Raw genomic sequence first — 22,433 nt, forward strand, 5'->3', positions numbered from 1 at the left:
TTGTATGAAAGTCAATGACCGGGCCGCCGGGGGCTCACGGGGCCGCCGCACTCAGGCCGAGCGCACCGCCGCAACGCGCGCTCACCTGATGGATGCCGCCCGGAAACTGTTCGCGGACAAGGGTTTCGCCGAGGTCTCCACCCAGGCCATCGTTGCCGCCGCGGGCGTCACCCGCGGCGCGCTCTATCACCAGTTCCGCGACAAGGCCGGCCTGTTCGAAGCGGTGTACGAAGAGATCGAATGCGGCATGGTTGCCGACATCGCGCGTGAGATAAGCGCACGGCAGCCATTGGATCCGTTGGAAGCCATGCGGGTCGGCGCTCGGCTTTTCCTCGACGGCTGCGCCGAGCCCGACGTGCAGCAGATCGTTTTGGTCGACGCCCCGGCGGTGCTCGGCTGGGGGCGCTGGCGCGAGGTGGGAATGAAGTACGGCCTCGGGGTCATCGAGGGGATGCTCGCACATGCCGTCGCCGAGGGCGCCATACCCGAACAGCCGCTGCGCGCCACGGCGCACGTCTTGCTGGGCGCGCTCGACGAGGCCGCACTTTATGTATCGCGGGCGGCCGATCGGGTGCAGGCGCGCCGCGACATGGATGCCGTCTGCGACCGCCTGCTCGACGGGATCGCCGGAAGCGATGGAGCGGTGTTGCGCCCCTGAGGTTCTCCGGTGAGTCGCAGGTGCATCGACACGACACGCATCGTGTCAGCAGGCGGCCGGATGTGACTCGCAGTACGGCGTCGTACCGGGGAAGCGATACCGATGGCCCGCGACGTACCGGTACACGGCGTCTTGTAGGGAGCGGATGCCGGGGATGCGGTAGATCAGAAGGGGCAGCTGAACTCCCAGCGCGGCCGACACCGCCGCGTTCATCGCCTCGGCGCCGGCGTAGACATCGCCGGAATCGTCAAGCCAGCGGGCGGCTTCGCCGATCCGCGACGACGGAACCCCGAGGCGCTCCGGCGCGTCGGAACTCTGCAATGTCTCCGTGCGCAAGTTCCCGGTTCGGTTCCACCTCACGATTGTGTAGACCGCGCGGGTACACATCCCGCAGTTACCGTCGAAGTACAGGGTTCCAGCCATGGCTCCAGTGTCCTCCCGAGCACCGCGCCGTCCCAACCGGGAGGCACACTGGGCAGAGTGGATCTGGTCACACTCGACGACATCGAACAGGCCGGCGCGCGCATCCGCGCCTTCGTGTTGCGCACGCCGCTGATTCCGGCGCCGTGGGCAGACGACGAAGAGCGGCCGCTCTGGGTCAAACCGGAGAGCCTGCAGTCGATCGGGGCGTTCAAGGTGCGGGGGGCGTTCAACGCGATCGGTCATCTTGACGAGTCCGTGCGGACCAGGGGAGTGGTCGCGTACTCGAGCGGAAACCACGCCCAGGCGGTGGCCTACGCGGCGGCGGTGTACGCGGTGCCCGCGCACATCGTGATGCCCGAGGAGACGCCGAACGTGAAGGTGGCGGCCACCCGCAGCCACGGGGCTCGGGTGGTGTTGTGCGCTGCGGGACAACGAGAGCGGGTCGCCGCCGAGGTGGTCCAGGAGACGGGCGGTGTACTCATACCGCCCTTCGACCATCCCGACATCATCGCCGGGCAGGGCACGATCGGGCTCGAGATCGCCGAGGATCTGCCCACGGTCGACACGGTGCTGGTCCCGGTCAGCGGCGGCGGCCTCGCCTCCGGTATCGGCACGGCGGTGAAGGCGTTGTGTCCCAACGCCCGGGTGATCGGCGTGGAACCCGAACTCGCGGCCGACACCGCAGAGGGCTTGCGCGCCGGTCATCGGGTCGACTGGTCGATCGAAGCGCGCAACCGCACCATCGCCGACGGCCTGCGCTCGCAACCTTCCGAGCTGACCTTCGCCCATCTACGTCATGTGCTCGATGACGTCGTCACGGTGACTGAAGACGAAATCCGTTCGGCTGTGGTGGAACTCGCTCAGCGCGCTCACCTGGTGAGCGAACCCAGCGGGGCAGTCACGCTGGCCGCGTACCGTAAGGGGGCCAGCCCCGCGGGCCGAACCGTGATCATCGTGTCCGGCGGTAACATCGAGCCTGCCCTGCTGCGAGACATTCTGGGCACATGACCGCCGGCGCGCCCGTCAGTGCACGCCTTCCATGTGACGACTGATCCACGGCGCCAGCGTGAACACCGTCACGCCCGCCGCCACCGCGACCGCCCCGATGACACCGAAGTAGGCGAACTCGCGCGCGGGGTCGTAGTAACCGGCCAACACCCCCGACATCGAGGTGCCGAGGCCGACCGAGAAGAAGTAGAGTGCCATCATCTGGGCGCGGAACGCCTCGGGCGCAAGCTTTGTGGTGGCCGAGAGCCCGATCGGGGACAGTAGCAACTCGCTGACCGCGAACACTGCCATGACGCCGACGACGAACAGCGCGGGCACCGCGCGTCCGGTGGTGCCGGACATCGGCAGAAACAGCAGGAACGCGAACCCCATTCCGATGACGCCGTACGCGAACTTTCGGGGCGTGGTCGGAGCGCGATCGCCGAGCCGGGTCCACAGGACCGCGAAAAGTGGTGAGAGCGCGATGATCCAGACCGGCTCGATCGACCCGATCCAACTCGATGGCGCTGTCCATCCGAAGATCGACCAGTTCATACGCTCGTCGGAGTAGACCGCGAGCACGGTGAAGATCTGTTGGAACAGTGACCAGAACACCGCATTGGCGACGAACAGCGGAATGAACGCGCGCACCCGGGTCCGTTCGACGGCCGAGACCTTCGCGCTGGTGAGCATCACCGCGAAGTAGGTCACCGATGCCGCGACGATGACACCGGTCGTGACCTGCGACAGATTCGACAGCTTCACCACACCGGTCGTGAAGACCACGACGATGACCACGATGCCTGTCATCGCCACACCGGCTGCTCGCCCGATTGCGCTGCGCGGCAGCGGGTTGGGCACGTGACGGCCGTGGTCGCCCAGGTTCCGCCGGAACACGACGTACTGCGTCAGGCCAAGAGCCATGCCGACGGCGGCCGCACCGAATCCGTAGTGGAAGCCGACGCGGGTTTGCAGAAGCCCGGTGATCAGCGGGCCGATGAAAGCGCCGAGGTTGATCCCGAGATAGAACAGCGTGAATCCGCCGTCGCAGCGGGGATCGCCCTTGTCGTAGAGCGTGCCGAGCAGAGAGGACGCATTGGCTTTCAACGCGCCCGAACCCAGCGCGACCAGTACAAGACCCGCGGCCACGCCGGCCAGCCCCGGCACGACAGCGAGGGCGATGTGGCCGAACATCACCACCACGCCGCCGTAGAACACGGTGCGCTCCATCCCGAGTATTCGGTCGGCGATCCAGCCGCCGAGCACCGTCGAGAGGTAGACCAGGCCGCCGTAGGCGCCGACGATGCCGGTGGCCGTGCTCTGGGGAAGATCCAGGCCGCCGTCGGTGGCCGAGTAGTAAAGGTAGTAGCCGAGAATCGTCAGCATCCCGTAGAAGGAGAACCGCTCCCACAACTCCACCCCGAACAGATTGGTCAGGCCGATCGGGTGCCCGAATACCGTACGGCTGCTGGGCGCGCCTTGCGTCTGCTCGACTGCTGCCATGGGATGTCACCCTGCCACGGGAGTATGCGTCCCGGGCCCGATCACACGGGATTGCGAACGAATCCCTGGGCAAAGGGGAACAGCCGATGCTTACAGGGGGTTGAAGCGGCACAGCACATTTCGATTCACACGATGGTCGGCGTGACCCGCCCCGCTCGCCGCTGCCCGGCGGAGCCGGCGGCGCGCCCTGCTGTTACGGTCACCCCCGGTGGATGGACGTCCGAAGGGGTGTGTGTGGACGCCGTACTGGGCCTGTCGGTGACACGTTCCGCTGTCGGCCTTGTCCTCGTCGAAGGACAGGATGCCGACGGCGCGACCGTCGACCGCGATGCCATCGAGATTCTTCCCGCGCGTCGCTCCTCGCCGCGCGAGACCTCCGATGAGGCGGCGGCGGCGGTGCTACGCGCCGAGGCGATTGCCGTCAACCGCGGCCACCGGTTGCATGCGATCGGCGTGACGTGGAGCGACGACGCCCACCTCGAGGCCTCGCTACTGCTCAGGTCCTTGAGCCACTGCGGGTTCGACAACGTCATGCCGGTTCAGTTGTCGGAGGCGTCGGAGGCGTTGGCCTGGGGTCTCGCCGAAATGATCGGTAACGATGTCACCGCGGTGTGCGTCGTCGAGCGCGACACCGCCATCGCGCTCGTGGTGAACACGCGCGAAGGCGCAGTGCAGACAGCGGTCAACCATTCGATCGACAGTGAGAGGTCGTTGACCGGGTGGCTGAGCGCCGTGTTCACCAAGGCCGACTGGCGGCCCGAGGCCCTGGTCCTGGTCGGGTCGGGTCGCGGTCTCGACGCGCTCATGCCCCGGCTGGAGAAGATGCTGGCGGTACCGGTCTTCGCGCCTGCCGAGGCCGAGCTGGCGTTGGCTCGTGGCGCCGCGCTCGCCTCCGCCCACAGCCGCGAGTTCGCCTTCGCCGGCGACCAAACGCTCGACCCCACGCAGAAGCACCGGCAACGCCACACGACGCAGGCCGGCCCACTGGCCATGCTGGCCGCCGGCACGGTCACGTTCGTGGTGTCGGTTTCGGCCGCGATCAGCATGCAAGTGGCGCCCGGGAAGGACACCACGCCGACCGAGCCCAGCCCGGCCGCCAAATCGTCGCCCGATATGGCTGCGGCCGCCGAGCCACGTCCGGCCGCCGATCCTCGTCCGGCCGCCGATCCTCGTCCGGCCGCTGCACCCGCGCCCGCGGCGGTGCCCGCACCCGCGCCTCCGGTGGTGACTCCGCTTCCACCCGCAGACTTGCCCCCCGCACCGCCCGTCGCGGCCGTCGACATCCCCGAGGCGCCGGAAAACCCGCCGCCGGCCGTTGCACCGCCCGAAGAACCCGTCGTCACCGTGCCGGGCGCACCGGTGCTTCCGCCCGAGTCGATGGCGCCGGGCCTGGTGCCGGCCCAGCCCACCCCGGTGCCCGAGCGCAAAGGTTTTCTGCAGCGGATCCGGGACCGGTTCTCCAATATCGGCGGCGACGATCCCGCACCTCAGCAGGCGCCCGCGGCCGCCGTGCCGCCCGCCGCGCCTCCCGCGCCAGAAGCGCCGCCCCCGCCACCGCAGCCCGTGGTGCCGCCGCCACCCCCACCCGCTCCACCTCCACTGCTGCCGCCTCAGTGACCGCAGGCGGTCGTGGCGGCCATCGGCGCGTTGCTGGCGGTCACCCGATTCGTCACAGGCGCTCGACTCGACATCCGGTGAAACGATCTGAGCAGCACATTCGATAAGGGCAGTGAAGACGACGCCCGCCTGCGCGCAGACATGCGCGGGCGGGCGCCAATTGCGGTTGCCGAGGTAACTGCACGAGACAAACTAGGATAGAAGTGTGCTGAAGCTTCGAAATGCGCTAGCGGTGGCGAGCCTCGCGGTGCTCACCTTGGCAGGGTCCACCGCGACCAGCGCTGCGGGCATCACGACGCCGACCGACGTCGCCAGCATCCAACCAGCTGGACAGACGGTCGGTGTCGCGCATCCGGTGACGGTGACGTTCGACCGGGCTATCCGTGACCGGGCGGCCGCCGAGCGGACCGTCGAGATCTCCTCACCTGCAATGCCCGAAGGATCTCCTCCAGGAAGCTTCACCTGGGTCAACGATTATGTGCTGCAATGGGATCCGGCAGAGTTCTGGCCGGCACACTCGACCATCACGGTGTCGGCGGGCAATGCCAAGGCGAGCTTTCAGACCGGTGCCGCGGTCGTGAGCGTCGCCGACATCGGCGCCCATACGTTCACCGTGAGCATCGACGGAGAGGTGGCGCGCGAAATGCCCGCGTCGATGGGCAAGTACGGGTTCGCAACGCCGACCGGATCGTTCACGGTTCTCGAGAAGCAGAGTGTGGTCATCATGGACTCGCGCACCATCGGTATCCCCTTGGACGATCCGGAGGGGTACAAGCTCACGGTCTACGACGCGGTCCGGATCACCTGGGGAGGGGTGTACGTGCACGGTGCACCCTGGTCGACGGGTTCGCAGGGGTACGAAAACGTCAGCCACGGATGCATCAACCTCAGCCCGGACAACGCCGACTGGTACTTCAACACCGTGAGCCTCGGCGACCCGGTCATCGTGCAGTACTGAGCAGCTGGTGCAATCACGCCGGCTGACGTTCGGCGTGCAGGTTTTTCGCGGTCGGTGAGTTCTGCACGGCGGCCGGATCGGGGCAGGTGCCGAGCACCCGGTCAGCGGTCCCGGAACTGGTCACTGTGAACCAGTAGTGCTCGTTCTTGAAGTGGTGGTGCCGATGGTTGCGCCAGACCGCCCGGTAGAGAGCGGTTTTCGGCTTGTAGTCGCTGTGGATCAGGTAATGCGTCCACTCGTAGGCCAACCCGAGGGTGCCGATGCACACCAGGTACGTCAGGCCCATACCCAGCTGGGGGAACGCCAGCAGTCCGATCGCGATCGTCAGCGGCAACACCCACGTGGCCAGCGACTTCCACGGGATGAAGATCAGCGGGATGTCACGCGGGCGACTGTGGTGCGCCCGATGCTCGCGGGCGAGCAGCGGGTCGATCGTCAACGGGCCCAGCCGCTTCGGCCGCCAATGCAGGATGCAGACGTGGATGATCCACTCGAAGAACGGAAACAGCGCCAGCATCACCACCGGGACGATCGCGTCGGTGACCTGCCAGTCACCGACGGCGATCCGGGCCACCACCGCGGCGACCAGAGTGGTGCCGATCATCCAGGGGGATGGGTGTTTCCAGAATTCGCGCTGTGCATGGATGAGCGTGAAATCGGTGCGCGGATTACGCGTGGTCGAGGTCGTCACTGATCCTCCAGATTGTCGAGGGCGTCGAGAAGCGCCGTCGTCGCCGGTTCGAGTAGGTTCTGGGCGGCCGTTCGGGCCCGCGGCGGATCACCAGCGGTGATTGCGTCGGCCAATTCCCGGTATGCCAGCGGCCTGCCGACCTCGTCGGCCATCACGGTGGCCAGCGCGGGCAGCGCCGGTTCGTAGGTGGCCCGCAACGTGTTGTACATGAGCCGGAACGCGATTGAGTCGGCGCCATCGACGATGTGATCCCAGAACGTCAGCGCGTGGCGTTGTCGTTCGACCGGATCATCTTCGGCCTCGAGGGCAGCCAACGCTTGGTCGAGTGGTTCGGCCAGGCGGCGACCGCACCGCTCGGCGGCCAGTTCGGCGACCTTGGGCCCGTTGTGCAGCCGCGTCTCCAAAATGCTGCGCACGACGGACAAGTCGAGTTCGCCGGCCCGAATGAGCAGGCGCGGCAACAAATCCAGACCCGCATGGCGCCGGAAGTCGCGCACCGTGGTCGCGTCGCCCTGACGCACCTCCACCAGCCCCGCGGCGGTGAGCCGCTTGAGCGCCTCCCGAACGGCGGGCCGGGAAACCCCCAGCACCTCGGCGAGCCTGCGCTCGCTGGGAAGCGACTCACCGGGCTGCATCTCGCCGCTGAGCACCTCGGCGACGATCTGCTCGAAAACGTCCTCGGGCACTGAGCGACGGTTCACCGGTTGAAGTGCCATGCGGCCAGCCTGCCATCCGGCAGGCCAGAGGTCAAGTGGTCTTACCAGTGCCGATCAGGTTCCGGTGAGTCGTGCTTTCATCATCTCGGCCAGCGTCAGCGTCGCAGACAGCGGACGCACCATGACGGTGAGCTCGCTGATGGCGCCGTGCTCGTCGACCTGGATGAAATCGCAGCCCTCGATCTCCTTGTCGCCGACCTTCGCCCGGAACACGAGCGCATGGTCGCGGGCGTCGGCGGCTCCGATCTCGCGGACATACCGGAAATCGTCGAAGACCTCCATCACGGCGGCGAGGATCTGCCGCAGCGCATCCCGTCCCTCGTAGGGCGTGAAGACCACGGGGCTGCGGAAGACGACGTCGTCGCGGCACAGGGCCATGACGGCGTCGAGATCGGCCGCTTCGACCGCGCGGCGGAACTCGTGAACCACGGCGCGCTCAGCAGTCGGCTTCGATGCGGAATGTGGCGGTGACCGCGTTGCTCGGGTTGTCGGTGAACGAGCCGTCCGCCGATCCGGTGATCGTGTACGTGCCACCCTCGCCCTTCACCTCGGCCTCGCCGACGTTGCCTTTCCAGAAGTTTCCGGTGAAGCCACCGAGGTCCTGGAAGGTGACCGATTCGGCGGTGACGACGTCTCCGGTGCCGATGGTGGCCGTGAAACCCTTGTCCTCGTCAGGAGTCTCGATGGTCCACATCCATCCGGTCTGCGTACACCTCACCGCGTGGGGACCGCCGGTGCTCTCGCCGTTGATGGTTACCTTCGCGGTCGTTCCGCCGAGCGCGGCGGGTGGCGACGAGCAGCCCGCGGCACCGGCGACGAGGATGACGGCGGCCGCGGCGACGAGTCGGTTGTCCATGTCGTCAGACTCTATTGGTGTCGGCGGCCACACATGCGCGGTTCGGTCGGACTACCGGGGCGACGGTCGGTTTCACCGCAACGCGGCAGCAGTCGCCTCGTCGGCGGGCAGGAACGCCTCGATGGACAGTTCGGCGGCGGTCAGGTCGAGCGCGGTGCCGAAGGTCGTCACGGTGGACAGGAACGTCATCAGCCTGCCGTCCGGCGTGTACAACTCGAGTGGCACCGCGACGCCGCCGACGTCCAGTGAGCCGTCGGAATCGCCTGGGTAGGAATCGATTTCACTAAGCAGCGCGGTCAGTTCATTCGACCCACTGACGGCGACCTCGCGGTGCAGCCGCTCGACGAGGTGGTGCCGCCACTGGCCGAGGTTGCGGATGCGAGGTGCCATCCCGTCGGGGTGCAGGGCGATGCGCATCGCGTTGGGCTCTTCGAGCAGTTCTGACGCGACACCGTCGAGCAGCAGGCCGGCGCCCGAATTCGCCCGCACGATGTGCCAGCGCCGGTCCACCACCACGCAGGGAAACGGGTTGTACGCGTCGAGGACTCGCTCGATCCCCGCGCGAACCGCGGCCATCTCAGGGTCGTCGAGCGACCGCTCGGGATACGCCGGGGCAAGGCCGGCCGCCAGCAGCAGCTGGTTCTGTTCACGGCGCGGCACGTCGAGGACGTCGGCCAGCCGCAGCACCATCGCCCGGCTCGGCGCCGACCGGCCCGTCTCGATGAAGCTGACGTGCCGGGGCGACACCTCGGCCGCGATGGCGAGGTCGAGTTGGCTGAGCCGGCGTCGGCGACGCCACTCCTTCATCAAGGCCCCGAACGTCTGGGTCTGCACGCGCACCGCGGTCATGGCTGCCAGTGTCGCCCAGCAGGACGGGCGCGACCACTACGTCCCAGGTAATTGCGCCGATTACCCCGCGGGAGCAATGTCGGAGGTGTCCGTCGAGCAGAGGAAGGAAACATGGAGACCGTCAAGCCCGCTTCGACACCGATTCCGCGGTGGCTGCGCTTCGTGCTGATCTCCGACCGCGCCGGGTCCGCCTGGTACATCGGCGCCGGCTTCTTCTTCGCGCCGGTGCTGGCGGTGCTGTCGCCGTGGCCGACGGTGACCACCGTGCTGTGGGCGGTCATCGGATTCTTCGGCCTGTGGCTGGGCGTGCTGGGTATCGCCATGGCGACCGGCCTGGCGATGGTGCTGCGCTCGAACGCCGAGATACCCGAGGAGTACTGGCGCTCGATCATCGACTACTGACTACGCCTTGCCCGCGCCGGTGTAGTCGACCTGCCAGTGCTTGATGCCGTTGAGCCAGCCCGACCGTAGCCGCTCCGGCTTGGCCAGTGGCCGCAGATTCGGCATCTCGTCGGCGATCGCGTTGAAGATCAGATCGATCGTCATCCTGGCGAGGTTCGCGCCGATGCAGTAGTGCGCACCGGTTCCGCCGAAACCCACGTGCGGGTTGGGATCTCGCAGGATGTTGAACGTGTACGGGTCGTCGAACACCTCTTCGTCGAAGTTGGCCGAACGGTAGAACATCACCACCCGTTGGCCCTTCTTGATCGTCACTCCGGCCAACTCGGTGTCCTCGAGTGCGGTGCGCTGGAACGAGGTGACGGGGGTGGCCCACCGAACGATCTCGTCGGCGGCCGTCGCGGGTCGTTGTTGTTTGAACAACTCCCACTGGTCGGGGAAGTCGGTGAACGCCATCATGCCCTGGGTGATGGAGTTACGCGTCGTCTCGTTGCCCGCCACCGCCAGCAGGATGACGAAGAAGCCGAACTCGTCGTCGGAGAGCTTGTGCCCCTCGACGTCGGCCTGCACCAGCTTGGTCACCAGATCGTCGCCCGGATTCTTGGTCCGCTCCGCGGCCATCTGCATGCCGTAGGTGATCAACTCGACCGATGCAGCCGTCGGGTCGTTCCGGCTGTATTCCGGGTCCTGGTCGCCGACCATCTGATTGGACCAGTGGAACAGCTTCATCCGGTCCTCCTGCGGGACGCCCATCAGCCCGGCGATCGCCTGCAGGGGTAACTCGGCCGACACCTGCTCGACGAAGTCGCCGGAACCCTCGGCGGCAGCGGTTTTGGCGATGTTGGCCGCGCGCTCGCGCAGCTCCTCGCGCAGGGATTCGATGGCCCTGGGGGTGAACGCGCGCGAAATGATCTTGCGCAGATGGGTGTGGTGCGGTGCGTCTTGGTTCAGCAGGACGACCTTGCCGGCCTCCAGTGACGCAGGGTCGGCCTCGTCGCGGTACCTCGGCAGCGCAGTCTTCGCGTTGCTTGAGAACACGTCGCTGCGCCGCGAGATCTCCTTGACGTCCTTGTGCTTGGTCACCACCCAAAAACCGGTGTCACCGAAGGCCAGGTTGCCCTTCGTCTGCTCGTTCCACCAGATGGGCGCCACCTTCCGCATCTCGGCGAGCTCATCGACGGGGAGTCGCTCTGCGTAGATGTCGGGATCGGTGAAATCGAATCCGGGCGGGAGGTTGGGAGTCGGCATCGATGCTTTCCTCACATGACGTGGTCTAGTTCCCTATCGCATTGCTACACCACAGTTGGAGAAGGGTGAGGCGGGTTCGAGAAAGTGCGACGGAAAGCGAAGTGAAACGTGTTCCGCACGGTGGGGTTATTGACCGCTTCGTCACAGCGAGCACTGTTGTAACAATTCTGCGACACTCTTCGAAGCAACAGTGACGCCGTCGACGCGCCAGTGCCGTCGCGGGACGGTAACCCGGAAAGGGGGCCCCGGTGAGGATCGTGCTCGACCCGAAGAATCTGTCGTTACTGGGCGCGGGGATCGCCGCGGCGCTGGTCACCGCGCCGCAGGCCCTCGCTGATCCCGCGGCGCCCGCGCCGCCGCCTCCGCGACCGGCGGCGGGCGCACCCGTGGTGGCGGCCGCCGCTCCGGCCCCGCCTGCCGGCGATGCGGCGCCGGCCGCCGGTGATGTCGCGCCGACCGCCGGCGATGTCGCGCCGGCCGCGCCCACCGAAGGTGTTTCCCATCTCCCGAGTCCGGAGTCGCTGCCGCCGGGAACCACCTTGGACCCCAGCGTGAAGCCCAACGAGCGCCCGAACGTCAGCTATCTCAAGGACCTGTGGCACGCCGTGCAGAACCAGGAGATCAGCGGCAAGGAAGCGTTGATCATGGGGCTCGCGCAACGCCCCATGAACACGCCCTATCCGGATGAGGCACCGGGGCCGAACGTGCCGATCTCACCGGCCGAACCCGCGGCCCCGCCGCCCGCTCCCGCGCTGCCGTGGCTGCCGGCGCCTTCGCCGCCCGCACCCGTTCCGCCCGCACCCGTTCCGCCCGCGCCACCGGCACCGGCGCCCGCGCCGTAACGCGCTGGCGTCTCGACCGGAACGGTCGAGCGTGGGGTCATGCGCGAGTTTTCTCGAAGTCTTCGCGCACAAGTTCACCTTCGACGGCCTCGATGCGGGCGGGCACGTGTTTGTGCCAGGGCGTGCCGGCATATGCGTCGCGCCAGTCGCTGGACCTCAGTGAGTTCGGCGCCACTCCCGGGGTGTGGGCCACGCCGTCGTCGTCGACGAAATCGAGCCCGAAGCCGTTGGGCAGCGACGCATGTCCGGGCAGCATCGCTTCGCTGATCTCGACGCTCGCCTCACCGGTACCCGCCGCCGTGGTGATCCGGGCCCTGCCGCCGTCGACGAGGCCGAGCGCTTCGGCGTCCTCGACGCTGACCCGCAAGGCGCCGTCGCGGTCACGTTTGCGCCATGTCGGGTCGCGGAAGATGTCGTTGGCGGTGTAGGCGCGCCGTTCGCCGGCCGACAGCACGATCGGGAACTCCGCGGTGACCAGGGGCGCGCGCTGCGCCTCCAACGCCAGGATCTCGTCGAGCATCTCGGGCAGGTGTAGCGCGATCTTGTGGTCCGGGTGGCTGATCAGCGCGAAATCGTCGCTGTACTCGTGGAGGGTGAACGTCACACCCGATCGGCCTTCGAGAATCGCGTCGAACAATGCGTTTCCGTCCGCGTGACCCGCCCGTCGCACTGCGTCCGGATAGCTCATAGCGGCCTTCTGGGCCAGCCCCCACAGTGCTGCCGCACCGGAAAGTCCTTCTGGCAGTGTTGGTCCCAGCGTTTCGTAGAGCACGAACGGCAGCACCTTCGCCAACGTGGGACTGGTGCCGACCGCCTGGAGGAATGCCTGCGTGTAGGCCTGCCGACCTTCGCGCGCCGCCACCCGCAGCGGTTGCAGATCGGCGTCGTCGACGAAGTCCAGCGCGCGCATCAGCCTGGCCCAGATCTCGGGTTCGGGCAGCGTGCCGTCGAGCGGTTCCAGTAGGGGTTGACGCAGATGAAAGGTGTTGTGCGGGAACTCGAGATTGAAGAACGTGCACTCGCACTTCTCGTATTGGCTCGCGGCGGGCAACACGTAGTGCGCCAGTCGCGCCGTCTCGGTCATCGCCACGTCGATGACGACCATCAGTTCCAGGGACGCGAACGCCTCGCGGCACGCGGCCGAGTCGGCAAGCGAATGCGCGGGATTGCTGCTCTCGACGATCATCGCCCGGAACCGGTCCGGGTGGTCAGTGAAAATCTCTTGAGGGACAACGTTGCTCGGGATCAAACCGCCGACGATCGGAGCACCCGTGACCGGGGTCCGGCCCACGTCGGGAGTATGGCGGAACAGCGGACCGAACGACGAATGCAGGTGCTGGCCGCCGCGCTTGGCGAAGTTACCGGTGAGGATCCACAGCAGCTTGTTCAGATAGGAGCACAGCGTGCTGTTGGGCGCCTGTTGGACGCCGAGATCCTCGAAGACCGAGACACTGCCCGCGGTCCCGATACGCCGCGCGGCGGCGCGGACGAGTTCCTCGTCGACCCCGCATCGCAACGCGTAGGCGCCGATCGGCACCTTCAACAGGGCGTCGCGTACCGGCTGGACGCCGTGCACATGCTCGGCGAGAAAGTCTTCGTCGCAAAGGTTTTCCTGTACCAGCACCGCCGCCAACGCAGCAAGGACCCACGCGTCGGTGCCCGGCCGCACGCGCAAGTGGTAGTCGGCCATCTTCGCGGTGTCGGTCACGACGGGGTCGATGACGATCATCGACCGGCCCGGGTCCTTGGCGATCGCGTTGAGCACGGTCCGAGCCCGCGGGAAACTCTGTGACATCCACGGGTTCTTGCCGATGAACACCGAAACCTCGGCGTGTTCGAACTCGCCGCGGGTATGGCCGCCGTAGAGATGCGCGTCTACCCACGCCTCACCGGTCTTCTCCTGGGCCAGCGCATTTGACCGGTAGTGCGAGCCGAGCGCCTTGAGGAACGCGCCGCTGTAGGCGCCGCCGAGGTGGTTTCCCTGTCCTCCGCCTCCGTAGTAGAAGATCTTGTCGCCCCCGTGGGCGTCGGCGATGCGCCGGAAGCCCGCGGCCACCTCGGCGATCGCGGTGTCCCAGTCGATCTCCTCGTAGCTGCCGTCGGGCCTCCGCCGCATCGGAGATGTCAGCCGAGCGCGGTTGTTCTGATAGTGATCGAGGCGCAAAGCCTTGTTGCACGTATAGCCCTGCGACGCCGGATGCGCCTTGTCGCCGCGGATCTTGGCCAGCTTGCGGTCGTCGAGTTGCACCACGATGCCGCAGTTGCACTCGCACAGGATGCACGCGGTGGGGTGCCAATCATCGCTCATCGCTCGGCCTCACTTTCCGTCGCGGTCTCGAGAAGCGCCCGAAGTTGGCGGTGCACGAGGTCGAGTGGCTTCACGTCGCGGGCGGCACGGGCGACCACGATCGCGCCCTCGACGGCGGTCAAGGCCAGCGTCGCCAGTTCCTCGGCGCGATCCGCGTCGACGCCGTCGGCTCTCAGCCGGTCGGTGATCAGCGTGTTCCACCGGGCGAACGCGACCGCGGCCCGGTCGACCACCGGCGCGAGTTGATCGCCCTTGGCGCCGGATTCGACGGCCACCGCGACGACCGGGCATCCGGCGCGAAACTCGCTGTTGATGAGCTGCTTTCGGAAACCGAGCACCAACCGGTCGAGCGCATCGACGCCGCTTTCCGCCTCCTCGATTTGTGATGCGACGTACGTGCCCGCAAGATCGACTGCCTCGCAGAGTAATTGAGTGCGCCCGCCCGGGAAGTAGTGATAGGCCGAACCGCGGGGCGCGCCACTGTGCGCGAGTACGTCGGCGATCGCCGTCGGGTGCGCACCGCGTTCCCGGATCAGCAGTGCCGCCGAAGCGACCATCCGCTCGCGATGACTGGCCATGCGCCGAAACCTCCCGCCGATCCAGCTATGTATGACACCTTACATAACTTGGAGCGATTTCGGTGCACTTAGTTGCGGACAGCGCAACCAGCTACACCCAAATCACCCGTTCAGGGCGGGGGCGTCGGCAGACCCAGCCGGTCCTTGATGTCGTCGATCTTGGCCTCGATACGCTCCAGGTCTTCGGCGTCGACCTTGAACAGCCAGTGCTTGGCCCCAAGCAACAGAATCGCCTGGAAGATCAGTTGCAGCCACTCGCTCTGCCAGTTCTCGAAAGTGCTTGCGAAGAACTGGTGCAGGTACTCGCCCCACTCGAAGGGCTGCCCGTGCTGTTGCTGGGTGCTGGTGAATTCGGCCAGCTGCGTGACGAACTGACCGGCCCACGACCCGGCGAACAGCAGTAGAAGTATGTAGACCGCGCCCCACCGCCTGATATGCGTCATGGGTACGGCGTACCACGCCACCGTGAACGCCGACCCGCGAAACGCCGACGGCCGAGCCGCGAATCAGACCGCCGCGGCCGAGCCGCGTATCAAACCGAAGCGGCCTCGTTGATCGCGTCGAGCCGTCCGGTGGCCTCGAGATACTCCTGCACCCAGCGCTCGATCACCGTCGAGGTCTTCTCGACCTTGGTGAACTGGCCGACGACCTGACCGATCGGGTTGAACGCCACGTCGACGGATTCGTTGGGGTACTTGTGGGTGGCGGCGACGGCCATGCCCGACACCATGTACTGCAGCGGCATCCCGAGGGGTTTGGGGTTGTTCGGATCCTCCCACGCCTCGGTCCAGTCGTTGCGCAGCATCCGCGCGGGCTTGCCGGTGAACGACCGGCTGCGCACGGTGTCGCGGCTGCTGGCCTTGACGTAGGCGGCGTGCTGCACCGGGGTGTTTTCCGACTCCTCGACCATCACCCACTGCGAACCGGTCCAGGCGCCCTGAGCGCCGAGCGCAAGGGCCGCGGCGATCTGCTCACCGCTGCCGATCCCGCCGGCCGCGAGCACGGGCACCGGCGCGACCTCCTTGACGACCTGCGGCCACAGCACGATCGAACCGACCTCACCGCAGTGGCCGCCGGCCTCGCCGCCCTGGGCGATGATGATGTCCACGCCGGCGTCGGCGTGCTTGCGGGCCTGCGACGGCGATCCGCACAGCGCGGCGACCTTGCGACCCTCGTCGTGGATGTGCTTGATCATGTCGGCGGGGGGAGTGCCCAGCGCGTTGGCGATCAGCGTGCACTTCGGGTGCTGCAGCGCGACCTCGACCTGCGGGGTCGCGGTCGCCTCGGTCCAGCCGAGCAGCTGCAGCGCGTCGTCGTCGCTGTGCTCGACCGGCACGCCGTGATCGGCGAGGACTTTCTTGGCGAAGTCGATGTGCTCCTGCGGCACCAGGTCGTTGAGCGTCTTCTTGAGCACCTCGGGCGACAGGTCGGCGGCGTCCATGCCCTCGTACTTGTTGGGGATCACGATGTCGACGCCGTACGGGTGGTCGCCGATGTTCTCGTCGATCCATTTCAGCTCGATCTCGAGTTGCTCCGGGGTATAGCCGACGGCCCCGAGAACGCCGAAACCGCCGGCCTTGCTCACGGCGACGACCACGTCGCGGCAGTGGGTGAACGCGAAGATCGGGTACTCGATGCCGAGGTCGTCACAGATGGGGGTGCGCATGCCTGCTCCTTGATGGGCCGCCACAAATTGAAACGTGTTCTAGTTTAGTACCCGGCGGCGCTGTCGGCGCAAGTACGGTGTACGACGGCTATTCGACGACCCTCATCGTGAGGTCCTCGACTTCAGTCGTTGGACTGGTCGAGCACATAGACAGCGTTGCCATGGGGATCCTCGAAGCCCGCCCACCAACCACCGGGAATCTCGACCGGTTCGAGCCACACCGTCAGTTCATCCCGTCGCTCGTCGATCCAGCTGCGCGCGTCGTCGACCATGAGCATCGGCCCCGGCCGACCCACCCGCTCCGGGTCGACGTCGATCATCAGCTGGGCGGCGACGCCGGGCATGTTCAGAGCCACGGTGTGGTCGCCTTCGCGCCATCCCTCCGGCCATCCCAGCGTGTCGCGGTAGAAGGAAAGCGCCGGCGCCAGATCCGGAACGGGAAGGTAGAAGAAGCCGAGAGTGCTCATGACAGTACCGTAATCGAATTATGGCACGCACACAATCGATTATGATGGGCGGGTGCCGGAGTGGATCCCGACCGAGAGCTCGCCGAAGGGCCGCCTTGTCCTGCGGGCCATGGACGCGTTCAGCGCCGAGGCATTCGACGATGTGAACGTCGTGGCACTCTGCAAGACGGCGGATGTCACGACGGGCACCCTCTACCACCACTTCCAGACGAAACTCGGGCTGTACGAGGTCGTTCGGCTCGAGGTTGAACGACGCACGCTGGACCGCATCGCAGGGGCGCTAGCCGCTCGGGCCGAGGATCCCCCCGAAGTTGCCGTGAGGGCGGCGCTGCTCGTCGGTTTCGACTACGTCGTCGACACCGGCCGCGTTCGTCTGGTCGGCGCCCCGGTGCCGCCCGCACGGGACGACCTGCTCGAAGCCGCCGTGCGCAAAGTCCTCGACCAGCGCGGCCCAGCGGCCCGGGTATGGCTGGCGGCCTGGCGGGCGGCGCTCATGTGCACCCTCGACGGTTTCAGCGTGCCGGCCGCACGTCGGGCGGTCGCGCGATTCGGCATCGACGCAAATCAGTCGTAGCCGATGAGTCTTCGAAGCGACACCCGCCTGCGGTCGCCCGAACCCTCGACCCGCAGCACCGGCCAACCGTTCCGGGCAGCCATCGCGGCGAGGCCGGGGCGTGGGTTCACCGGCCGCGGATTGCCGACCAGCGCCATCAACGCCGCGTCCTCGTCGCCGTCGGCGTAGAAGTAACTGCGTTGCAAGGCAACGCCATTGGTCTCACAGAAGACCTGCACCGCGGTGGATTTGTTGCGTCCCCAGATGACTGGTTTGGCGATCCGGCCGGTGAGCAGTCCGGCCGCATCGAGCTCGAAATGGTTGCACAGAACGTGATCGATTCCGGTGAACCGGGCGACCGGTTCGGCGTGGATGGTCAGCGCCGAACTGCTGAGCACGACCGTGTGACCGCGTTGCTGGTGCGCTTGGACGATCTCGTGCATGTAAGGGAACACGCGCGCAGCAATCCGCTCGACGAAGAGGCGCTCGCCCAGTTCGTCGAGTTCGGCCAGCGACTCGCCGCGCAGGTAGCCCGCCGCGCGGGTCAGAAGCCGCTCGAACTGCATGCGGCCCAGCCGGTACCGCAGCGACGCCTCGACGACGCCGAGCACTTCGCCGATGCGCGCCTGTCTGCGCCGAATGCGGTCGGCCGCGTGCGCGGTGGCGGTGAATCCGTCGACAAGCGTGCCGTCGAGATCGAAGAATGCGCCCACCTCCGGCCCGGCCGGGCTCGCGGCGATTTCGGCGATCGGGTCGGGTGCTGCGGGCTGCGCATGCATGGCGCGCTCTAGCCTACTGAGCCGCGTACAGGCCCTTCCCGGTGACGAGCGGCATGTCGAGGGTGGTCCGGATGCCCGGCGGGGCCGCGACGACGTCGGGGATGGCGTTCACGATCCGGCCCGCCGCGGCGAGGATGGCGGCGTAGTTGTGGTCGCCGTTGCGGCTCGTCGGGCAGATGTCCATGGTGTAGGACGGTTCGCCGACGATCTCGACGCGGTACGAGCCGCCGGGCTGCGCGGGCTGGGCCCAGTCCGGTCGCAGGTCTTCCCGAAGGCGGGTGACGTGCTCGACGACGATCACCGGCCTGCCCTTGACCATGCCTTCGATCTGGAAGCGCACCGCCGCCACGGTGCCCTTCTTGATGGTGCCGACGGCGACGTCGAAATCCTCGGGCGCGGGTTCCTGTTCGACGGAGTCGCGGATCTCGTCGACCTCGATGCCGAGGCCGGCCGCCAACTGCCGAACCGCCGTGCCCCAGGCGATGCTCAGCACGCCGGGCTGGTAGAGCATGGGCAGGTCGCCGATCTCGTTGCCGAAGCCCATGACGTCGAACATCACCGTCGCGCCGTCGTAGGTCGCATAGTCGGCGATCTCCATGGTGCGGATCTGCTCGATGCTCTGACACGTGCCGGCCAACGCGAACGGCAGCAGGTCGGTGACGAAACCCGGGTCGACGCCGGTCATGAAGACCGTCGAATCGCCTTCTCGCGCAGCGTCTTCCACCCGCTGGATGTACTTGTCCGGAATCACCTGCCACGGATACTGCAACACGCCGAGACCGGATCCGACGACGTCGATGCCCGCCGCGAGGATCTTGCGCACGTCGGCCATCGCATCGGGCAGCCGGGTGTCGCCCATCGCGCAGTACACGACGCAGTCCGGTCCGGCGGCGATGATGGCGTCGAGGTCGTTGATTGCGGTGACGCCGGTGGTCACGTCCAGGCCGGCCAACTCGCCGGCGTCCTTGCCGACCTTGGCATCCGACGAGACCCACACCCCGGTCAGGTCGAACCGCGCGTCGTTGACTAGTTGCTTCAGCGCGAGGCTGCCGCAGTTGCCGGTCCCGACGAGCGCCACCCGAATAGCCATGGCGAGCAGTATGCGTGTTGCACAGCGAAATTGGAACAGGTTCTAGTTCACCGGAGCCGTGCGGTAGCCTGACGCCCCATGGGACGCGTGGACGACAAGGTTGCACTGATCAGCGGCGGTGCCCAGGGGATGGGCGCCGCCGACGCCCGGGCGCTGGTGGCCGAGGGGGCCAAGGTCGTGATCGGTGACATCCTCGACGAGAAGGGCAAGGCTCTGGCCGACGAGATCGGCGAGTCCGCCCGCTACGTCCACCTCGACGTCACGCAGGCCGACCAGTGGGAAGCCGCCGTCGCGACCGCCGTCAACGAGTTCGGCAAGCTCAACGTCCTGGTCAACAACGCGGGCACGGTGGCGCTGGGCCAGATCGGTCAGTTCGACATGGCCAAGTGGCAGAAGGTCATCGACGTCAACCTCACCGGGACCTTCCTGGGCATGCAGCACTCGGTGGAGGCGATGAAGGCCGCCGGCGGCGGCTCGATCATCAACATCTCCTCGATCGAGGGCCTGCGCGGCGCCGTCATGGTGCACCCGTACGTGGCCTCGAAGTGGGCGGTACGCGGGCTGACCAAGTCGGCGGCGCTCGAACTGGGCGCGCACAACATCCGGGTGAACTCGGTGCACCCGGGCTTCATCCGCACGCCGATGACCAAACACTTCCCGGACAACATGCTGCGGATCCCGCTGGGCCGCCCGGGCCAGCCCGAAGAGGTCGCGACGTTCGTGGTCTTTCTGGCGAGCGACGAGTCCAGCTATTCGACCGGCGCCGAGTACATCATGGACGGCGGCCTGACCAACGACGTCCCGCACAAGTAGCGGCATCCCACCCCTTCTGCGCCGAACGTGGGTTACCCGGACGCTCCGCCGCGCCGAGCGTCGACCAACCCCGCACTCGCGAGCGAGCTCCGACCGCGGCGCCCCGTAGTGTCGTAGCTCGTGAGCGCACGCGCGGGCATCGTCGTCACCGGCACCGAAGTACTCACGGGCCGGGTGCAGGATCTCAACGGACCGTGGATCGCCGATCGGCTACTCGAGTTGGGTGTCGAGTTGGCGCACATCACCATCTGCGGCGACCGCCCGGGTGACATCGAGGCACAGCTGCGGTTCCTGGCCGACGACGGCGTGGATCTGATCGTCACCAGCGGCGGCCTCGGCCCGACCGCCGACGACATGACAGTCGAGACGGTGGCCCGGTTCGCCGGCCGAAAGTTGGTGTTGGACAAACGACTCGAGGCTACGATCGCCGGCATCGTGGCTCGCTTGATGGCGCGTTTCCCGAAAGTCGACGCCGAGGCGATCCAGGCGTCGAACCGCAAGCAGGCGCTGGTTCCCGACGGTGCCGACGTGATCGATCCGGTCGGCACCGCTCCGGGCGTGGTGGTGCCGGGCAAGCCGACGATCGTCGTGCTGCCCGGGCCGCCGCGCGAACTGCAGCCGATGTGGCCGCTGGCGGTGCAGACCCCCGCCGTGCAGGAGGCGATCGCCGGCCGCACCGCGTACCGCCAGGAGACCGTCCGGATGTTCGGGCTGCCGGAGTCCGGCCTCGCCGACACGCTGCGCGACGCCGAGCGCGGTATCGCCGGTTTCGACCGCCTCGAGATCACGACCTGCCTGCGGCGCGGCGAGCTCGAAGTGGTCACACGCTACGAGCCCGATGCCGCCGAGAGCTACGGGCAGCTGATGGCGCTGCTGCGCGAGCGGCACGGCGAGGCGATCTTTTCCGAGGACGGCTCCCGCGTCGACGACCAGGTCGCCCGGCTGCTCGGCGGTCGACGCATCGCGACCGCCGAGTCCTGCACCGGCGGGCTGCTTGCCGCTCGGCTGACCGACCTCGCGGGCTCATCGGCGTATGTCGCCGGTGCAGTGGTCGCCTACGCGAACGACATCAAGGCGGGGCTGCTCGGCGTCGGCCCCGCCGTGATCGAGACGCACGGCGCGGTGTCCGAGCCCGTCGCCGAGGCGATGGCCGACGGCGCGTTGAACCGATTCGGGGTAGACACCGCCGTCGCGATCACCGGCGTCGCGGGCCCGGGCGGCGGGACAGCCGAAAAACCGGTGGGCACCGTGTGTTTCACTGTCAAGCTGACCGACGGTCCCACGGTCACCAGAACGATGCGGTTGCCCGGCAACCGCGCCGACATCCGCGAGCGGTCCACCACCGTCGCGATGCACATGCTGCGCCGCGCGCTGAGCTGAGCGGTCCCCGCGTTCAATCCGCGTGCACGCGGGTATTCGGGCGGCGAGATGACACTCGCACAGCACCGGTTGCTCACCGATGGGGCCTATCTGATGGCCCCCGCGGAACTCAATGCAGGTCTCGGCACCGACCGGCACGCCTGGCAGCGGTTCGGCCGGCACTGGAACGCCCTGGCCGACGATCCGTACGCCGCAGAGCTGGGCACCCGGCGACTACGCCGCTACGGGCATTTCGTCTTCGTCCCCGCCGACGGTGCCATCGACCCCTTGCCGCACGACGCGTTCGTACAGCCGCAGGCATCCAACCCGCTCTATGTCGACCGCAGTCGCCGCTTCGAGCCGCTCACCGACGCATTCGTCGAAGAGCCCCTGCTGCAACGGTTTCTGCGGCTACTGGGCCAGGTGGCCACGATGCTGGACGACTTGCCCCGCTGGAGTGTGAAGGTGACCCCGTTCCGTGTACTGGCCTCGACGTCCGACGGTGGCGAACCCACGCCGGAGGGGCTGCACCGCGACGGCGTCACGCTGGTCACCTCATTGCTGATCGGTCGCGACAACGCGGTGGGCGGCGAGAGTTCGGTGTTCACGGCCGACGGCCGCCTTCTGCTTTCGACCACGCTGAGCGAACCGGGCACGCTGTTGCTCGGCGACGACCGTCGTACGTTGCATGGGGTGACGCCGATCCGACCCCTGGACCCAGCGAAACCGGCGCGCCGCGACGTCCTCGTCGTCACCTTCGCGCCGAAGGTGCCGTAGCGCCGCGCGTGCCGACACGGTCCGCCGTTCCGATACCGTGTCCGTGAAACACAGGAGGAGCACGATGACGGCAACCGCGCGCGACGAGATGTCCCAACGCGCCGTAGAGGCCGGATGGGACCGCCGAGACGCCGACCGCACCGACTACTACACCCGGCATCCGGTGCGGATACACGTGATCTGGCAGGGACCCGACGCGATCAGCGGCGGAGCGCTGTACCACGACGACATCCTGATGGCCTACAGCCGCGACCTACCCACGGTGACCGGCTGGCTGAACCGCTGAGCGTAGGCGG

General features: G+C 67.4%; 26 protein-coding genes. 11 read left to right on the plus strand and 15 right to left on the minus strand.

Annotated elements, in window-relative coordinates:
- The first annotated feature begins 4 nt into the window (after nt 1-4).
- On the plus strand, nt 5-658 hold the full coding sequence (locus AU188_RS23625) for a TetR/AcrR family transcriptional regulator (protein ID WP_059165893.1): 654 nt from the start codon (nt 5-7) through the stop codon (nt 656-658).
- Nucleotides 659-703: 45 nt separating this feature from the next.
- On the opposite strand, the gene AU188_RS23630 is transcribed toward AU188_RS23625, so the two are convergent.
- Nucleotides 704-1,081, minus strand: coding sequence for a thiol-disulfide oxidoreductase DCC family protein (locus tag AU188_RS23630; protein ID WP_059165894.1), 378 nt, complete (start codon nt 1,079-1,081; stop codon nt 704-706).
- A gap of 57 nt (nt 1,082-1,138) precedes the next feature.
- Between AU188_RS23630 and AU188_RS23635 the strand changes: the two genes are divergently transcribed.
- A complete protein-coding gene (locus tag AU188_RS23635; protein WP_059165895.1) occupies nt 1,139-2,089 on the plus strand; it encodes a threonine ammonia-lyase in 951 nt (316 codons plus the stop codon).
- A gap of 15 nt (nt 2,090-2,104) precedes the next feature.
- Here AU188_RS23635 and AU188_RS23640 read toward each other — a convergent pair whose 3' ends face one another.
- A complete protein-coding gene (locus AU188_RS23640; protein ID WP_059165896.1) occupies nt 2,105-3,571 on the minus strand; it encodes a peptide MFS transporter in 1,467 nt (488 codons plus the stop codon).
- A gap of 234 nt (nt 3,572-3,805) precedes the next feature.
- Here AU188_RS23640 and AU188_RS23645 point away from each other — a divergent pair, with 234 nt between their 5' ends.
- Complete coding sequence (locus AU188_RS23645; RefSeq protein WP_059165897.1) at nt 3,806-5,188, plus strand: DUF7159 family protein; 1,383 nt, start codon at nt 3,806-3,808, stop codon at nt 5,186-5,188.
- Between the two features lie 205 nt (nt 5,189-5,393).
- Nucleotides 5,394-6,146 carry a L,D-transpeptidase gene (locus AU188_RS23650; protein ID WP_059165898.1) on the plus strand — a complete coding sequence of 251 codons (753 nt, stop codon included), beginning with the start codon at nt 5,394-5,396 and terminating at the stop codon, nt 6,144-6,146.
- A gap of 13 nt (nt 6,147-6,159) precedes the next feature.
- Here the strand turns inward: AU188_RS23650 and AU188_RS23655 are convergent, their stop codons facing one another.
- The 5 genes from AU188_RS23655 to AU188_RS23675 form a co-directional block, all read right to left on the minus strand.
- Nucleotides 6,160-6,837 (minus strand): sterol desaturase family protein, encoded by a 678-nt coding sequence (locus tag AU188_RS23655; protein ID WP_059165899.1) that lies wholly within the window; start codon nt 6,835-6,837, stop codon nt 6,160-6,162.
- Nucleotides 6,834-7,553, minus strand: coding sequence for a FadR/GntR family transcriptional regulator (locus tag AU188_RS23660; protein WP_059165900.1), 720 nt, complete (start codon nt 7,551-7,553; stop codon nt 6,834-6,836). The genes AU188_RS23655 and AU188_RS23660 overlap by 4 nt, the downstream gene beginning before the upstream one ends.
- A 54-nt stretch (nt 7,554-7,607) precedes the next feature.
- Nucleotides 7,608-7,982, minus strand: coding sequence for a nuclear transport factor 2 family protein (locus tag AU188_RS23665; protein ID WP_059165901.1), 375 nt, complete (start codon nt 7,980-7,982; stop codon nt 7,608-7,610).
- A gap of 7 nt (nt 7,983-7,989) precedes the next feature.
- Nucleotides 7,990-8,409, minus strand: coding sequence for a lipoprotein LpqH (locus tag AU188_RS23670; protein WP_059165902.1), 420 nt, complete (start codon nt 8,407-8,409; stop codon nt 7,990-7,992).
- 72 nt (nt 8,410-8,481) lie between these two features.
- Complete coding sequence (locus AU188_RS23675; RefSeq protein ID WP_059165903.1) at nt 8,482-9,258, minus strand: helix-turn-helix domain-containing protein; 777 nt, start codon at nt 9,256-9,258, stop codon at nt 8,482-8,484.
- A 111-nt stretch (nt 9,259-9,369) separates the two neighbouring features.
- Here AU188_RS23675 and AU188_RS23680 point away from each other — a divergent pair, with 111 nt between their 5' ends.
- A complete protein-coding gene (locus AU188_RS23680) occupies nt 9,370-9,660 on the plus strand; it encodes a hypothetical protein (RefSeq protein WP_059165904.1) in 291 nt (96 codons plus the stop codon).
- Here the strand turns inward: AU188_RS23680 and AU188_RS23685 are convergent, their stop codons facing one another.
- Nucleotides 9,661-10,905, minus strand: a complete 1,245-nt coding sequence (locus tag AU188_RS23685) for a cytochrome P450 (RefSeq protein WP_059165905.1) — start codon at nt 10,903-10,905, stop codon at nt 9,661-9,663.
- Between the two features lie 248 nt (nt 10,906-11,153).
- Here AU188_RS23685 and AU188_RS23690 point away from each other — a divergent pair, with 248 nt between their 5' ends.
- Nucleotides 11,154-11,747: a hypothetical protein gene (locus AU188_RS23690; protein WP_156426798.1), complete on the plus strand. Its 594-nt coding sequence runs from the start codon at nt 11,154-11,156 to the stop codon at nt 11,745-11,747.
- 37 nt (nt 11,748-11,784) lie between these two features.
- Here the strand turns inward: AU188_RS23690 and AU188_RS23695 are convergent, their stop codons facing one another.
- The 5 genes from AU188_RS23695 to AU188_RS23715 form a co-directional block, all read right to left on the minus strand.
- Nucleotides 11,785-14,055: a molybdopterin-dependent oxidoreductase gene (locus tag AU188_RS23695; RefSeq protein WP_059165906.1), complete on the minus strand. Its 2,271-nt coding sequence runs from the start codon at nt 14,053-14,055 to the stop codon at nt 11,785-11,787.
- On the minus strand, nt 14,052-14,633 hold the full coding sequence (locus AU188_RS23700) for a TetR/AcrR family transcriptional regulator (RefSeq protein ID WP_059165907.1): 582 nt from the start codon (nt 14,631-14,633) through the stop codon (nt 14,052-14,054). Before AU188_RS23700 ends, AU188_RS23695 begins: the two co-directional genes overlap by 4 nt.
- A gap of 110 nt (nt 14,634-14,743) precedes the next feature.
- Nucleotides 14,744-15,076: a DUF6766 family protein gene (locus tag AU188_RS23705; RefSeq protein WP_059165908.1), complete on the minus strand. Its 333-nt coding sequence runs from the start codon at nt 15,074-15,076 to the stop codon at nt 14,744-14,746.
- Nucleotides 15,077-15,165: 89 nt separating this feature from the next.
- Nucleotides 15,166-16,299 (minus strand): nitronate monooxygenase, encoded by a 1,134-nt coding sequence (locus AU188_RS23710; RefSeq protein WP_059102299.1) that lies wholly within the window; start codon nt 16,297-16,299, stop codon nt 15,166-15,168.
- 122 nt (nt 16,300-16,421) lie between these two features.
- Nucleotides 16,422-16,766, minus strand: a complete 345-nt coding sequence (locus tag AU188_RS23715) for a VOC family protein (RefSeq protein ID WP_059165909.1) — start codon at nt 16,764-16,766, stop codon at nt 16,422-16,424.
- A 52-nt stretch (nt 16,767-16,818) separates the two neighbouring features.
- Here AU188_RS23715 and AU188_RS23720 point away from each other — a divergent pair, with 52 nt between their 5' ends.
- A complete protein-coding gene (locus tag AU188_RS23720; RefSeq protein ID WP_059165910.1) occupies nt 16,819-17,340 on the plus strand; it encodes a TetR/AcrR family transcriptional regulator in 522 nt (173 codons plus the stop codon).
- Here the strand turns inward: AU188_RS23720 and AU188_RS23725 are convergent.
- Both AU188_RS23725 and AU188_RS23730 read right to left on the minus strand, forming a co-directional pair.
- A complete protein-coding gene (locus AU188_RS23725; protein ID WP_059165911.1) occupies nt 17,331-18,098 on the minus strand; it encodes an HAD family hydrolase in 768 nt (255 codons plus the stop codon). The genes AU188_RS23720 and AU188_RS23725 overlap by 10 nt on opposite strands.
- A 13-nt stretch (nt 18,099-18,111) precedes the next feature.
- Nucleotides 18,112-19,188 (minus strand): NAD(P)H-dependent amine dehydrogenase family protein, encoded by a 1,077-nt coding sequence (locus AU188_RS23730; protein ID WP_059165912.1) that lies wholly within the window; start codon nt 19,186-19,188, stop codon nt 18,112-18,114.
- 78 nt (nt 19,189-19,266) lie between these two features.
- On the opposite strand from AU188_RS23730, the gene AU188_RS23735 reads away from it, so the two are divergent.
- The 4 genes from AU188_RS23735 (at nt 19,267) to AU188_RS23750 (ending at nt 22,423) form a co-directional block, all read left to right on the plus strand.
- Complete coding sequence (locus tag AU188_RS23735; protein WP_059102293.1) at nt 19,267-20,001, plus strand: glucose 1-dehydrogenase; 735 nt, start codon at nt 19,267-19,269, stop codon at nt 19,999-20,001.
- 120 nt (nt 20,002-20,121) lie between these two features.
- Nucleotides 20,122-21,381: a competence/damage-inducible protein A gene (locus AU188_RS23740; RefSeq protein ID WP_059165913.1), complete on the plus strand. Its 1,260-nt coding sequence runs from the start codon at nt 20,122-20,124 to the stop codon at nt 21,379-21,381.
- Nucleotides 21,382-21,429: 48 nt separating this feature from the next.
- Nucleotides 21,430-22,137 carry a 2OG-Fe dioxygenase family protein gene (locus tag AU188_RS23745; protein ID WP_059165914.1) on the plus strand — a complete coding sequence of 236 codons (708 nt, stop codon included), beginning with the start codon at nt 21,430-21,432 and terminating at the stop codon, nt 22,135-22,137.
- A gap of 64 nt (nt 22,138-22,201) precedes the next feature.
- Nucleotides 22,202-22,423, plus strand: coding sequence for a hypothetical protein (locus AU188_RS23750; RefSeq protein WP_059165915.1), 222 nt, complete (start codon nt 22,202-22,204; stop codon nt 22,421-22,423).
- The last annotated feature ends 10 nt before the right edge of the window (nt 22,424-22,433 follow it).

It is taken from the genome of Mycobacterium sp. IS-3022 (assembly GCF_001500065.1).
Lineage (GTDB): Bacteria > Actinomycetota > Actinomycetes > Mycobacteriales > Mycobacteriaceae > Mycobacterium.

Coding starts and splice junctions, on each gene's coding strand:
- AU188_RS23625 (WP_059165893.1), top strand. CDS start 5: ATGAAAGTCAATGACCGGGCCGCCGGGGGCTCACGGGGCCGCCGCACT.
- AU188_RS23630 (WP_059165894.1), bottom strand. CDS start 1,081: ATGGCTGGAACCCTGTACTTCGACGGTAACTGCGGGATGTGTACCCGC.
- AU188_RS23640 (WP_059165896.1), bottom strand. CDS start 3,571: ATGGCAGCAGTCGAGCAGACGCAAGGCGCGCCCAGCAGCCGTACGGTA.
- AU188_RS23660 (WP_059165900.1), bottom strand. CDS start 7,553: ATGGCACTTCAACCGGTGAACCGTCGCTCAGTGCCCGAGGACGTTTTC.
- AU188_RS23670 (WP_059165902.1), bottom strand. CDS start 8,409: ATGGACAACCGACTCGTCGCCGCGGCCGCCGTCATCCTCGTCGCCGGT.
- AU188_RS23675 (WP_059165903.1), bottom strand. CDS start 9,258: ATGACCGCGGTGCGCGTGCAGACCCAGACGTTCGGGGCCTTGATGAAG.
- AU188_RS23680 (WP_059165904.1), top strand. CDS start 9,370: ATGGAGACCGTCAAGCCCGCTTCGACACCGATTCCGCGGTGGCTGCGC.
- AU188_RS23685 (WP_059165905.1), bottom strand. CDS start 10,905: ATGCCGACTCCCAACCTCCCGCCCGGATTCGATTTCACCGATCCCGAC.
- AU188_RS23695 (WP_059165906.1), bottom strand. CDS start 14,055: ATGAGCGATGATTGGCACCCCACCGCGTGCATCCTGTGCGAGTGCAAC.
- AU188_RS23700 (WP_059165907.1), bottom strand. CDS start 14,633: ATGGCCAGTCATCGCGAGCGGATGGTCGCTTCGGCGGCACTGCTGATC.
- AU188_RS23705 (WP_059165908.1), bottom strand. CDS start 15,076: ATGACGCATATCAGGCGGTGGGGCGCGGTCTACATACTTCTACTGCTG.
- AU188_RS23710 (WP_059102299.1), bottom strand. CDS start 16,299: ATGCGCACCCCCATCTGTGACGACCTCGGCATCGAGTACCCGATCTTC.
- AU188_RS23715 (WP_059165909.1), bottom strand. CDS start 16,766: ATGAGCACTCTCGGCTTCTTCTACCTTCCCGTTCCGGATCTGGCGCCG.
- AU188_RS23725 (WP_059165911.1), bottom strand. CDS start 18,098: ATGCATGCGCAGCCCGCAGCACCCGACCCGATCGCCGAAATCGCCGCG.
- AU188_RS23730 (WP_059165912.1), bottom strand. CDS start 19,188: ATGGCTATTCGGGTGGCGCTCGTCGGGACCGGCAACTGCGGCAGCCTC.
- AU188_RS23735 (WP_059102293.1), top strand. CDS start 19,267: ATGGGACGCGTGGACGACAAGGTTGCACTGATCAGCGGCGGTGCCCAG.
- AU188_RS23745 (WP_059165914.1), top strand. CDS start 21,430: ATGACACTCGCACAGCACCGGTTGCTCACCGATGGGGCCTATCTGATG.
- AU188_RS23750 (WP_059165915.1), top strand. CDS start 22,202: ATGACGGCAACCGCGCGCGACGAGATGTCCCAACGCGCCGTAGAGGCC.